General features: G+C 61.1%; 11 protein-coding genes. 7 read left to right on the plus strand and 4 right to left on the minus strand.

Going from position 1 to position 12,179, the window contains the following annotated elements:
- Positions 1–98 precede the first annotated feature (98 nt).
- Complete coding sequence (locus AB4O22_RS26190; protein ID WP_223472422.1) at positions 99–557, plus strand: REP-associated tyrosine transposase; 459 nt, start codon at positions 99–101, stop codon at positions 555–557.
- 285 nt (positions 558–842) lie between these two features.
- Here the strand turns inward: AB4O22_RS26190 and AB4O22_RS26195 are convergent, their stop codons facing one another.
- Both AB4O22_RS26195 and AB4O22_RS26200 read right to left on the minus strand, forming a co-directional pair.
- Positions 843–1,493 carry an HAD family hydrolase gene (locus AB4O22_RS26195; RefSeq protein ID WP_100263661.1) on the minus strand — a complete coding sequence of 217 codons (651 nt, stop codon included), beginning with the start codon at positions 1,491–1,493 and terminating at the stop codon, positions 843–845.
- An 87-nt stretch (positions 1,494–1,580) separates the two neighbouring features.
- Entirely contained in the window at positions 1,581–2,126 is a 546-nt protein-coding gene (locus tag AB4O22_RS26200; protein WP_003196351.1) for a gamma carbonic anhydrase family protein, read from the minus strand.
- Between the two features lie 72 nt (positions 2,127–2,198).
- Between AB4O22_RS26200 and prlC the strand changes: the two genes are divergently transcribed.
- From prlC to AB4O22_RS26215, 3 genes are all read left to right on the plus strand, one after another.
- A complete protein-coding gene (gene prlC, locus AB4O22_RS26205; protein ID WP_460097462.1) occupies positions 2,199–4,277 on the plus strand; it encodes an oligopeptidase A in 2,079 nt (692 codons plus the stop codon).
- The gene (locus tag AB4O22_RS26210; protein WP_003196348.1) at positions 4,274–4,555 is read left to right on the plus strand and encodes a YheV family putative zinc ribbon protein; all 282 of its coding nucleotides are present in this window, start codon (positions 4,274–4,276) and stop codon (positions 4,553–4,555) included. Before prlC ends, AB4O22_RS26210 begins: the two co-directional genes overlap by 4 nt.
- Positions 4,556–4,667: 112 nt before the next feature.
- Positions 4,668–6,656 (plus strand): M3 family metallopeptidase, encoded by a 1,989-nt coding sequence (locus tag AB4O22_RS26215; RefSeq protein ID WP_223472424.1) that lies wholly within the window; start codon positions 4,668–4,670, stop codon positions 6,654–6,656.
- Positions 6,657–6,659: 3 nt separating this feature from the next.
- Here AB4O22_RS26215 and AB4O22_RS26220 read toward each other — a convergent pair whose 3' ends face one another.
- Positions 6,660–7,340: a phosphatase domain-containing protein gene (locus tag AB4O22_RS26220; RefSeq protein ID WP_003196344.1), complete on the minus strand. Its 681-nt coding sequence runs from the start codon at positions 7,338–7,340 to the stop codon at positions 6,660–6,662.
- A 183-nt stretch (positions 7,341–7,523) separates the two neighbouring features.
- On the opposite strand from AB4O22_RS26220, the gene AB4O22_RS26225 reads away from it, so the two are divergent.
- The 3 genes from AB4O22_RS26225 to AB4O22_RS26235 all read left to right on the plus strand — a co-directional run bounded on the left by AB4O22_RS26225 (position 7,524) and on the right by AB4O22_RS26235 (position 11,134).
- Positions 7,524–8,582, plus strand: a complete 1,059-nt coding sequence (locus AB4O22_RS26225; RefSeq protein WP_003196342.1) for a PA0069 family radical SAM protein — start codon at positions 7,524–7,526, stop codon at positions 8,580–8,582.
- A gap of 202 nt (positions 8,583–8,784) precedes the next feature.
- Positions 8,785–9,516 (plus strand): carbonic anhydrase, encoded by a 732-nt coding sequence (locus AB4O22_RS26230; RefSeq protein ID WP_003196341.1) that lies wholly within the window; start codon positions 8,785–8,787, stop codon positions 9,514–9,516.
- A gap of 91 nt (positions 9,517–9,607) precedes the next feature.
- Positions 9,608–11,134: a SulP family inorganic anion transporter gene (locus AB4O22_RS26235; RefSeq protein WP_003196339.1), complete on the plus strand. Its 1,527-nt coding sequence runs from the start codon at positions 9,608–9,610 to the stop codon at positions 11,132–11,134.
- Positions 11,135–11,441: 307 nt separating this feature from the next.
- Here the strand turns inward: AB4O22_RS26235 and AB4O22_RS26240 are convergent, their stop codons facing one another.
- Positions 11,442–12,092 carry a hypothetical protein gene (locus AB4O22_RS26240; protein WP_014335872.1) on the minus strand — a complete coding sequence of 217 codons (651 nt, stop codon included), beginning with the start codon at positions 12,090–12,092 and terminating at the stop codon, positions 11,442–11,444.
- Positions 12,093–12,179: the final 87 nt, after the last annotated feature.

Genomic DNA, 12,179 nt, shown 5'->3' on the forward strand with positions numbered 1-12,179 from the left:
TGGCGTCAGCCCAGACACATCCTGCTCCAACATTCCAAGTCGGATCCGCTTCTGCTGTCCTAGCCTTGAAATAAAGGACAGATCAAGGAGGATCACTTGTGACAACACTGCCTCATTCCCAACAGTTGCGTTTCGGACGTTATTCGCAGTCTGGACACGTCTATTTACTGACCGTGAATACGCGCGGCCGCGAGCCGTTTTTTGGCCGCTTCGAGACAGGACGCTTGGTGGTTGACGCCTTCCGAAAGGCTCAGAAAGAACAATTTGCCCATTCGTTGGCCTGGGTGGTGATGCCAGACCATTTTCACTGGCTGATCGAATTGCAGGGTATAGAACTCTCCAAGCTGATTGCGCGAACAAAGTCTCGGACCACGGTTGTCTTCAATCGATTGACGCAGCGGGAAGGATCGCTTTGGCAGGAGGGATTTCATGACCGAGCCATTCGCAAGGAGGAAGATCTGCAAACAGTCGCTCGATATGTCGTGGCAAACCCGCTGCGAGCCGGTTTAGTTGAGAAAATTGGGGACTACCCATTGTGGGACGCGATATGGGTCTGATTCGATTTAAGCTGCGTCCATGATGGCCTCATCGCGGGCAAGCCTTGCTCCCACAGGTATTCCAAATGCTGCTTTTGGGGGGAGCAAACCTGCTTCCACAGGCATTCCAAATGCTGCCTTTTGGGGGAGAAAACCTGCTTCCACAGGTATTCCAAATGCTGCCTTTTTGGGGGGCCTGCTCCCGCAGGTACTCCAGATGCTGCTTTTTGGCGGGGCAAGCCTTGCCCCCATAGCATTCAAGGCGCTGCCCTATGGGAGCAAGGCTTGCCCGCGATGGCAATATGACTAACCCCGCAAAAACGCCTGATGCAACGCATCCACCGTCTCGAAGTGATACGCCGGGCCCTCGGCGCTGAGTTCTTCATGGCTGCCGAATCCATACCCCACCGCCGCTGCATCCAGGCCGTTGCTGCGGGCGCCGATCAGGTCGTGCTTGCGATCGCCGATCATCAGGGTGCTGGTCGGGTCGAGGCCTTCTTCGGCCAGCAGGTGGGCAATCAACTCGACCTTGTTGGTGCGGGTGCCGTCCAGTTCGCTGCCGTAGATCACCTTGAAGTGCCGGGCGAAGTCGAAGTGGCGGGCGATTTCCCGGGCGAAGACCCAGGGTTTGGAAGTGGCGATGTACAACTGGCGCCCTTGGCTGCCCAAGGTTTCCAGCAGTGGCATCACGCCGTCGAAGACGCGATTTTCGTATAGGCCGGTGACCTTGAAGCGTTCGCGATAGAAATTCACCGCCTCCCAGGCCTTCGCTTCATCGAAGTCGTAAAACTGCATGAACGCCTGTAGCAGCGGCGGGCCGATGAAATGCTCGAGGCGGGTCAGGTCGGGTTCGTCGATGCCCAGTTTGCTCAAGGCGAACTGGATCGAACGGGTGATGCCCTCGCGGGGGTCGGTGAGGGTGCCGTCGAGGTCGAAGAGTACAGTCTGGTAATGCATTGCAGTTCCTGGAAGTCATGGGGCTGCTGCGCAGCCCAGCGGGAGCAAGCTCCTCGCCACGATGAATAGAGGTGGCAGGCGAACCCGTCAGGGCTGGTCGTAGCCTTCGGCCAGGTGCAGGTCCTTGAGCTTCACGTAGTTCGCCGCGCTGTAGGTGAAGAAGGCGCGCTCCTTGTCCGTCAACGGCCGGGCCTGTTTCACCGGGCTGCCCACATATAAAAAGCCGCTTTCCAGGCGTTTGCCCGGCGGTACCAGGCTGCCGGCACCGATGATCACATCATCTTCGACCACCGCGCCGTCCATGACGATGCTGCCCATGCCGATCAGGACCCGGCTGCCCACGGAGCAGCCATGGAGCATGACCTTGTGGGCGATGGTCACGTCGTCGCCGATCAGCAACGGGAAGCCCTCGGGATTGAACGGACCGGCGTGGGTGATGTGCAGCACGCAACCATCCTGGACGCTGGTACGCGCACCGATACGGATGCGGTGCATGTCGCCGCGTATGACCGTCAGCGGCCAGACGGAGCTGTCTTCGCCGATTTCGACGTCGCCGATCACCACCGCGGTGCTGTCGACAAAAGCGCCCCGGGCTAGCCGCGGGCTGTGGTTCTGGTACGTGCGAAGGGTCACGATAGGCTCTCTCTTATCCGGTGATAGGCGCTGCTAGCTGCGGTGAACGTCGATTGTAATTAAGATGGGCCCATGTTTCTTCCAGCCAAGGTGTCGACCGTGAGCGTGAACAACCCTCTTTTGCAGCCCTATGACCTGCCGCCATTCTCGGCGATCCGTGCCGAGCACGTGCAACCGGCCATCGAGCAGATCCTGGCTGACAACCGTGCCGCCATCGCCGAGTTCCTCAAGACCCAAGTCCAGCAGCCTACCTGGGCCGGCCTGGTATTGGCGATGGATGAGCTCAATGATCGCCTGGGCGCCGCCTGGAGCCCGGTCAGTCATTTGAACGCCGTGCGCAACAGCCCTGAACTGCGCGAAGCCTACGAGGCCTGCCTGCCGGCACTGAGTGCCTACTCCACCGAACTGGGCCAGAACCGCGAGTTGTTCCAGGCCTTCGAAGCCCTGGCGAGCAGCCCTGAAGCCGCCGGTTTCGACGTGGCGCAGAAAACCATCCTGGAACACTCCCTGCGTGACTTCCGCCTGTCGGGTATCGACCTGCCACCGGAGCAGCAGAAGCGTTACGCCGAAGTGCAGAGCAAACTGTCCGAACTGGGCAGCCGCTTCTCCAATCAACTGCTGGACGCGACCCAGGCCTGGACCAAGCACGTCACCGACGAGGCCGCCCTCGCCGGCCTGACCGACTCGGCCAAGGCGCAAATGGCCGCGGCCGCCCAGGCCAAGGAGCTGGACGGCTGGCTGATCAACCTGGAATTCCCCAGCTATTACGCGGTGATGACCTACGCCGAAGACCGCGCCCTGCGTGAAGAAGTCTACGCCGCCTACTGCACCCGCGCCTCCGACCAGGGCCCGAATGCCGGCCAGAACGACAACGGCCCGGTGATGGAACAGATCCTCGACCTGCGTCAGGAACTGGCCCAATTGCTCGGTTTCGCCAACTTCGCCGAGTTGAGCCTGGCGACCAAGATGGCCGAATCCAGCGATCAGGTGCTCAGTTTCCTGCGGGACCTGGCCAAGCGCAGCAAACCGTTCGCTGCCCTGGACCTGGAACAGCTCAAAGCCTTCGCCGCCGAACAGGGCTGCCCCGACCTGCAAAGCTGGGACAGCGGTTTCTACGGTGAAAAACTGCGCCAGCAGCGTTACAGCGTGGCCCAGGAAGCCCTGCGTGCGTACTTCCCGATCGACAAGGTACTGGGCGGCCTGTTCGCCATCGTGCAACGCCTCTACGGCATCGAGATCGCCGAACTGAAAGGCTTCGACACCTGGCACCCGGACGTGCGCCTGTTCGAAATCAAGGAAAACGGCCAGCACGTCGGCCGCTTCTTCTTCGACCTCTACGCCCGCGCCAACAAGCGTGGCGGGGCCTGGATGGATGGCGCCCGCGACCGTCGTCGCACCTTCGAAGGCGTCCTGCAAAGCCCGGTCGCCAACCTGGTGTGCAACTTCACCCCGGCCGACAGCGGCAAGCCGGCGCTGCTGACCCACGATGAAGTCACCACCCTGTTCCACGAATTCGGCCATGGCCTGCACCACCTGCTGACCCGCGTCGAACATGCCGGCGTGTCCGGCATCAACGGCGTGGCCTGGGATGCCGTGGAGCTGCCGAGCCAGTTCATGGAAAACTGGTGCTGGGAGCCTGAAGGCCTGGCGCTGATTTCCGGCCACTACGAAACCGGCGAGCCTCTGCCCCAGGACCTGCTGGAGAAAATGCTCGCGGCGAAAAACTTCCAGTCCGGCCTGATGATGGTCCGCCAGTTGGAGTTCTCGCTGTTCGACTTCGAGCTGCACGCCACCCACGGCGATGGCCGCAGCGTGCTGCAAGTGCTCGAAGGCGTGCGCGACGAAGTGTCGGTCATGCGTCCACCGGCCTACAACCGCTTCCCCAACAGCTTCGCCCACATCTTCGCCGGCGGGTATGCGGCGGGCTACTACAGCTACAAATGGGCGGAAGTGTTGTCGGCCGACGCATTCTCCAAGTTCGAAGAGGACGGCGTGCTCAACGCCGACACCGGGCGTGCTTTCCGTGAGGCGATCCTGGCCCGTGGCGGCTCGCAGGAGCCGATGGTGCTGTTCGTCGACTTCCGTGGCCGTGAGCCGTCGATTGACGCACTCTTGCGCCACAGCGGCCTGACCGAGGACGCGGCAGCATGAGCGAGGGACCTGTGATTACCAAGCGACGCTTTATCGCCGGGGCGGTCTGCCCGGCCTGCAGCGAGCCGGACAAATTGATGATGTGGAACGAAGACGGCGTACCGCACCGTGAATGTGTCGCCTGCGGTTATTCCGACACACTCAACGAGCAAGGCCTGTCGGTGCCCAAGGAATTGGGCACCCGGGTCAATACCTCGGCGCTCAAGGCGCCGGACGCCAAGGTTCAGGCGGTGCAGTTTTTCCCCAACCCCAAGTTGAAGAAAAAACCGACGGAATGATCCGATATCACCTTCCGGGCCCCACGGCCCGGAAGCGATACATATATACCGCCCGCACCCACACCTTCCTTTGCAGACTGTTCATCACGTCCAGACTGAGAGGAAGGCTGCCATGCCCGACGATGCCAATCCGCTGTTGCAGGCCCATGACCTGCCCCCTTTTTCGCTGATCCAGGCCGAACATTTTTCACCGGCCCTTGACCGGATTCTTGCCGAGAGCCGCGCTCAAGTCGCCGAAATCATCAAGACCCAGACACCCTTCCCCACCTGGGACGACCTCGTGCTGGCGATGGACGAGATCCACGCCCGTTTGAAGAGCTTCGGCTATGTGCTGGAGCGACTGAGCTGGAACAGGTTAGGTGACGCCTGGATCCAGGCTTGGTCGGACTGCAGCGAACGGCTACAGGATTTCCAGCGGTCACTCAAACACCATCCCGACCTGTTCCAGCTTTATCAACGCTTGGCAAACAGCCCGATAGCCCGACATTTCACGCCAGCGAGAAAAAGAACCCTGGCAAAGGTCCTCCGGCAGTTTCGCCAGAACGGCTTGGCGCACACCGCACAGGCCGACTTGAAAGACCTGCAACTGCGTATCCAAGGCGCCCGTGACTTGTTCCTGGAACACTTGCACGAGGCCAATAAAGCCTGGAGCCAAACGTTTGACGACGAGGCCCGGTTGAGCGGCCTGCCATCGTCCTTCAAACAACGCATGGCTGACCAGGCGCGTATGGCTGGACGCAAGGGCTGGTTGCTGATGCTCGACGAGGAGTCGTTTCGTCTGGTCACCCGTTACGCTGACGATCACGCTTTGCGCAAGCAAATCTACGTCGCCTTCAGCACGCGCGCATCGGATCAGGGGCCCCATGCCGGCGTGTTCGACAACGGCGAAGTCCTCGCGCAGTTACTCAGGGATCGCCATGAACACGCCACGTTACTGGGCTATTCGAATTACGCTCAAATGGCGCTCGAACCGGAGCAGGCCGAGTCGCCGGAACAGGTCCTGTCGTTCTTGCAGGAACGACTCGCCCAGCAGCGCAGCGTATTTGCCCGGGACACCGAGCAACTGGAAAAATTTGCCGCAACGCAAGGCTTCAGCGGTCTCCAGCCTTGGGATCATCAATACCTGGCCGAAAAGCTTCGGCGGCAAACGACAGGGGTTTCGGGGCAGGCCACCAGTGCCTGGTTTGAACTGGAGTCGACTTTTGCACAGCTGTTGCTGATCGCCAGGGACCTGTTCGGCGTGAACATCGTTGAACGCCAGGACGTCGCAACCTGGCATCCGGACGTGCGTCTTTTTGAAGTCCGCGAGGGGGACGAGACCGTGGGCTACCTCTATTTCGACCCGTTTGCAGAGGCGAACCAGGACGGTTTTCCCAATACCACCACCCTGCGCAATCGCCGCATCACCGCCGAAGGCCGGCCTCGGCTCCCCATCGCGGTCTTGCATGGCTGGTTGCCGCGTGGCTCAGGCGCAAACCCGGTGTTGCTGGATCATCGGCAGCTGCGCATCCTCTTTCATGAGTTCGGCCATTGCTTGCATCACGTCTTGACCCGGGCTGAATACCGCGAAATTTCGGGCATCTCGGAACTGTCCCGGGACACGGCCGAATTCGCCGGGGTGTTGTTCGAGCAATGGTGCTTCGCCAAACCCTGCCTGCTGCGTGTCTCGAAACATCACCAAACCGGGGCGCCCTTGCCGGACACCCTCGCCGATCAATTGCTGGTCTACCTCCATACCCAGACCAGTTGGGACAGCGCCTCGTTCTTGCGCGATGCGCTGTTCGACATGGAATTGCACCGCAGCCACGGCGATGGACGCACCGCCCAACACGTATTCGACCAAGTCAGCGCGCAGGTCGGGCATCTGCCGGTGTCTGCAACCGAACGCTGGCCCAATGGCCTGGACTACATGGTGACCGGCTATGGTGCCGGGCTCTATGCCTATGCCTGGTCGAGGGAATTGGCGAAAACCGTGTTCCAGAGAATCAAGCGCGACGGGCTGTTCAACCGGGAAACCGGGCAGGCGTTGCGCGAGACGATTTTCGGGCCGGGCGATTCGCGACCGCTGTCTGAGTCGATCACGGCGTTTCTGGGCACGTAGCGATCATCGCTCGGGAAGCACAACCTGAGGGTCGAGGTGACGCGTCGTCGTGGTTGAGTTGACCCAGCTTTCCAGGGAGCAAAGGGCAAAGACGCTGGTGCTGCAATCGCCATTCGCCAGCGCCACGCGGAGTTTGTCGACATCGGCCTGCATCATGTAGCGCACCCCGTCCTTGAAGTGATGACTGTCACCGAAGCCCCCTTCGGTCATTTCGTTCAAGGCGTCCTCTTTGCTCCAACCCTGCACCACCACCCGGTACATGGCGGCGACCAGCCCGGTGCGGTCCGAGCCGTGCTTGCAGTGCATCAGCACCGGCCCCTTGGCTTCGGCCGCCTGGACGGCGCGCAAAGCCCTGAGAATGTCGCTGTCATCGACATGATTGGTGCGATAGGGCAACTGCACTTGCTCGATGCCGGGGGTGGACAGCCAACGCTTGTCCGACTCCGGCAGGAAGGTGATGACCGTGCCGATCCTGAGTTTGGTCAGCAAGGGCAGCGCTGCGCCATCCGGCAGGGAGCTGCGGTAGAGCGTCGGTGACATCTGGTAGAGGTTGTAGTCCTTTTCCACCGGCTGCGCCCATTCCGCGGGCCTCGCGTCAGGGGAATCGGCCGCTTGGGCGGGGATCTCGGCCAGCCCGATGAGCAAGGCCAGGCAGAGCAGTGAACGGGAACAGAGCTTGAGCATGCACGGACGACCGAAAACGAAGGAATGCGAGATCGACAGTTTCGGCTCGCTGCGGTTAAAAGCCTGTGAGGAGAACGTCAAAGCGTTGTGAACGATGATCGGGTATTCGGGCTGCTGAATGGCACTGGTCTTAATCGAATGCAACGAATACTGTATGCACATACAGCCTTTCGGAGTGCTCCCATGTCAGCTTCACTTCCGCCTCGCGGCCGCGGCACCGCGACCAACCCGCACAACCGCTTCGCCCCGAGTCGCTCGGTGGCCGAAGATGACGGCTGGTATCAGGAAGTCCCGCCGACCCAAGGCACTGAAGTACGCATCGAAATGGCCAAGACCATCATTACCCGCAACACCTCGTCCGATATTCCCTTCGACCGCTCGATCAACCCGTACCGAGGCTGCGAACACGGCTGCATCTACTGCTATGCGCGGCCCAGCCATGCCTATTGGGACATGTCACCGGGGCTGGATTTCGAAACGAAGCTGATCGCCAAGACCAATGCCGCCGATGTGCTGGAAGAGCAATTGTCCCGGCGCGGCTACCAATGTGCGCCAATCGCGCTGGGGTCCAACACCGATCCCTATCAGCCTATCGAGCGTGAACAACGGATCACCCGCCGGATTCTCGAGGTGCTGCTGCGCTATCGGCATCCAGTGACCATCGTCACCAAGGGTTCGCTGATCCTGCGCGACCTGGACCTGCTGACCGAGCTGGCGCAACAACGCCTGGTGCATGTGATGATCAGCCTCACCACCCTGGACGATGAGCTCAAGCGTATTCTCGAACCCCGCGCGGCGGCGCCCAAGGCGCGGTTGCGGGCGATCAAGGTCATGCGCGAGGCGGGCATTGCCGTGGGAGTGCTGTGTGCACCGATGATCCCGATGATCAACGACAGCGAGATCGAGAGCCTGCTGACCGAAGCCCACGCCGCCGGCGCGCAGAATGCCGCGTACGTCATGCTGCGCCTGCCGCTGGAAGTCGCGCCGCTGTTCGAGGAGTGGTTGCAAGCGCACTACCCGCAGCGCGCCGCCCATGTGTTGAGCCTGGTCCGCCAGAGCCGCGGCGGCGAACTGTATGACAGCCGCTTCGGTGCGCGGATGCGCGGCGAAGGCCCGTTCGCCGACCTGCTGGCCCAACGTTTCGCCAAGGCCCTCAAGCGCTTGGGGCTTGAGCGCCGCGACGGATACAATCTTGATTGCGATGCCTTCTGTCCGCCGGGCCGACAGATGTCTTTGATTTGATTAAAGTTGACCTTGGAACGGCTACTGGACATGAGCTGCGCCAGTGTTTTGCCACCCCTGGAATCGTTGTCCTAGAGCCTTCGATTTCAGTTTGAGTTAAGTTTCGGCCGCTACCTTGTTCAGCGAGTGACTGACGGGTCGAACACCTCGACCTGGATGTTTTTTAACCAGCCACTGGCGTCAACGTCAAAGAGGATGAATCATGAGTGACAAGGATAAACAGCCGTTGGCTGCGTCGGCTTCAGCCCAACCCGAGGCGGAAACCGCCGATGCAGCGCTGCAGCATATTGTTGACGGCTTTTTGCATTTCCATCACGAGATCTTTCCGCAACAGGAAGAGCTCTTCAAGAAACTCGCCACCGCCCAGAAACCCCGGGCGATGTTCATCACCTGCGCCGATTCGCGCATCGTGCCCGAGTTGATCACCCATAGCTCCCCCGGCGACCTGTTCGTGACCCGTAACGTCGGCAACGTCGTTCCACCTTATGGGCAAATGAACGGCGGCGTCTCCACCGCCATCGAATACGCCGTGCTGGCCCTCGGCGTGCAGCACATCATCGTTTGCGGCCATTCCGATTGTGGCGCCATGCGCGCGGTGCTCAACCCCGATACCCTGGAAAAAATGCCCACGGTCAAGGCCTGGCTGCGCCACGCCGAAGTGGCCAAGACCATGGTCCACGACAACTGTCCGTGCGGCGACGAAAAACAGACCATGTCGATCCTCACCGAAGAGAACGTGATCGCGCAGTTGCAGCATTTGCGAACGCACCCCTCGGTCGCATCGCGCATGGCCAATGGTCAGTTGTTCATCCATGGCTGGGTGTACAACATCGAGACCAGCGAGATCAAAGCCTATGACGCGGACCAGGGACGTTTCCTGCCGCTCGATGGCAGCCATCCGATACCGGTGGCGACGCCCAAAGCGCGCTTCTAACCACTCCTAAACATCCTTGTGTGGTTCAGCCTTACCGCTATTTGCGCGGTAGGGCCTCGCCATGCCTGAAGAAAACTTCGGGAGAGTCGCCATGCGTGCTCAATTAAAAGCTGTTCTGCCACGGGAGCTATTGGCTTCGGTGGTGGTGTTCCTGGTGGCGCTGCCCTTGTGCATGGGCATTGCCATCGCCTCCGGCCTGCCACCGGCCAAAGGCCTGATCACCGGCATCATCGGTGGCCTGGTAGTGGGTTTCCTGGCAGGTTCCAAGCTGCAAGTCAGTGGCCCGGCCGCCGGGTTGGCGGTGTTGGTCTTCGAATTGGTGCGCCAGCATGGCGTCGCCATGCTCGGGCCGATCCTGCTGCTGGCCGGTCTGCTGCAATTGTTGGCCGGGCGCTTTCGTCTCGGCTGCTGGTTCCGGGTCACCGCACCTGCGGTGGTGTACGGGATGCTCGCGGGTATCGGCGTGCTGATCGTGTTGTCCCAGGTCCATGTGATGCTCGACGCGGCGCCCAAGCCGTCAGGGCTGGATAACCTGGCGGCGTTCCCGGCGGCGGTGGCCCAGGCCTTGCCGTCCTTCGGCTGGCAGGCCGGCCTGCTTGGTTTGTCGACGATTGCGGTGATGTGGCTGTGGGAGAAGTTTCGTCCCCACAGCCTGCGCTTCATTCCCGGCGCCTTGCTCGGTGTCGGCCTGGCGACCATCGCCAGCCTGATGCTGGCCTTGCAGGTCAAACGCGTGGAAGTCCCGGAGAACCTCGCCGAAGCCATTGATTGGCTGCGCCCGGCGGACCTGCTGAACCTGGCCGACCCGACGCTGCTGATCGCCGCCTTCGCCGTGGCCTTCATCGCCAGCGCCGAAACCCTGCTGTCGGCGGCCGCCGTGGACCGCATGCACAGCGGTGATCGTGCGGACTTCGACCGCGAACTGTCGGCGCAAGGTATCGGCAACATGCTCTGCGGCCTGCTCGGCGCCCTGCCAATGACTGGGGTGATCGTGCGCAGCTCGGCCAACGTCCAGGCCGGGGCCACCACGCGGATGTCAACGATTTTCCACGGCCTGTGGTTGTTGCTCTTCGTGCTGTTGCTGTCCAGCGTGCTGCAAAGCATTCCGGTGGCGAGCCTGGCGGGGGTGTTGGTGTACACCGGTTTCAAACTGGTGGACCTCAAGGCGTTTCGCAGCCTGGGTCGCTATGGCCGGATGCCGATGTTCACCTACGCCGCAACGGCGCTGGCGATCATCTTCACCGACCTGCTGACCGGTGTGCTGATCGGCTTCGGCCTGACCCTGGCGAAACTGGCCTGGAAAGCCTCGCGACTGAAAATCAGCCTGATCGACCTGCCCCAGGAAGGCGAGATGGAACTGCGACTGGTCGGGGCAGCCACCTTCCTCAAGGTCCCGGCGCTGACCCAGGTGCTGGGTAGCATACCGACAGGCGCGACCGTGCATGTGCCGCTCAATAACCTGAGCTACATCGATCACTCGTGCCTGGAGCTACTGGAAGAATGGGGCCGGGCGAATGCCAGCAAGGGTTCGAAGCTGCTGATCGAATCCCGCGGGCTCAAGCGCCGGCTGGAAGGGCGGTTGCGTACCACCGTAGGGGTTGGCGCAGCCTCCGCCTGACACCTCGCTCCCAAAGGGGCTGGGTGTAAGGCACAGGATTCATGAACACCACAGACCCAATGTGGGAGCGAGCTTGCTCGCGATAGCGGAGTATCAGTCAACTGTGATGTGGCTGATGTAATGTCATCGCGAGCAAGCTCGCTCCCACAGGGGTTGGGTGTAGGACACACGATTCATGAGCGGCACAGATCCAATGTGTGAGTGGGCTTGCTCGCGAAAGCGGTGGATCAGTTAGCTAAATGCTGCCTGACACTGCGCCTTCGCGAGCAAGCCCGCTCCCACAAGGGGTTCATGTTTTGCTGCTGGATCAAGCCGCCGGCTGATCCAGTTCCAGCCCAACACCCAGCTGGCGCGACAGGCACGGCCAGCGCTTCCAGGCAGCGCCCGTGTCCGGGCTGCCGAGTTTCTCCCGGTAAGACTCCACCGACTCCAGCGCAAAGCTGTCTTCGTCGAGCATTTCGTCAACGGCGTGATGCACGGCTTCGTCCAGCTGGTTGGCGAACGGTTCGCCGATCAAATGGTGAGCGATCAGGTTGGCGACCGTCATGTCCAGCGGGATCAGCGGTTGGCTGAAATGCTTGATGTACAGGTCGTTGACCTCCTCCACCAGCCGATGGGCCAGGTAGGCTTCATCCAACAGGCTGTCCAGACCGACGTGGCCTTCCATCAGCTTGGGTGGCTGGAGGAAAAACTGTTCGGCGATTTTCAGTACCGGCTTGATCTGCGATTCGATACCGGCTTCGCGGGCCACCTCGTTGGCGGCGTCCAGCAAGTCTGGCACTTGTTCGATGTAAGCGGTGACAAAACGGGTCATCACGCCCTTCGCGTCGATGTCCGGCAGTTGAATGGCGGCGTGCAGGTGCGGTAGCTGAGCCTCCAGCTGACGGGTCAACTGGCCGGTCTCGGCCTCGTGTTGTTGGGCTTTTTGGATCTGCTCGCGCAATGCGGCGGTGTTCATGACAACTCCAGGAAACAAAGGCAATGAAATAGGGAAGACATAACTTAGCTGGCGCAAAAACACTCCTAAGACCTATTTTTCATAACC

The organism is Pseudomonas sp. S3_B11 (genome assembly GCF_054667715.1).

Excerpts from the sequence above, each read along its gene's own strand:
- AB4O22_RS26195 (WP_100263661.1), bottom strand. The coding sequence starts at position 1,493 with ATGCATTACCAGACTGTACTCTTCGACCTCGACGGCACCCTCACCGAC.
- prlC (WP_460097462.1), top strand. The coding sequence starts at position 2,199 with ATGTTTCTTCCAGCCAAGGTGTCGACCGTGAGCGTGAACAACCCTCTT.
- AB4O22_RS26210 (WP_003196348.1), top strand. The coding sequence starts at position 4,274 with ATGAGCGAGGGACCTGTGATTACCAAGCGACGCTTTATCGCCGGGGCG.
- AB4O22_RS26215 (WP_223472424.1), top strand. The coding sequence starts at position 4,668 with ATGCCCGACGATGCCAATCCGCTGTTGCAGGCCCATGACCTGCCCCCT.
- AB4O22_RS26220 (WP_003196344.1), bottom strand. The coding sequence starts at position 7,340 with ATGCTCAAGCTCTGTTCCCGTTCACTGCTCTGCCTGGCCTTGCTCATC.
- AB4O22_RS26225 (WP_003196342.1), top strand. The coding sequence starts at position 7,524 with ATGTCAGCTTCACTTCCGCCTCGCGGCCGCGGCACCGCGACCAACCCG.
- AB4O22_RS26230 (WP_003196341.1), top strand. The coding sequence starts at position 8,785 with ATGAGTGACAAGGATAAACAGCCGTTGGCTGCGTCGGCTTCAGCCCAA.
- AB4O22_RS26235 (WP_003196339.1), top strand. The coding sequence starts at position 9,608 with ATGCGTGCTCAATTAAAAGCTGTTCTGCCACGGGAGCTATTGGCTTCG.
- AB4O22_RS26240 (WP_014335872.1), bottom strand. The coding sequence starts at position 12,092 with ATGAACACCGCCGCATTGCGCGAGCAGATCCAAAAAGCCCAACAACAC.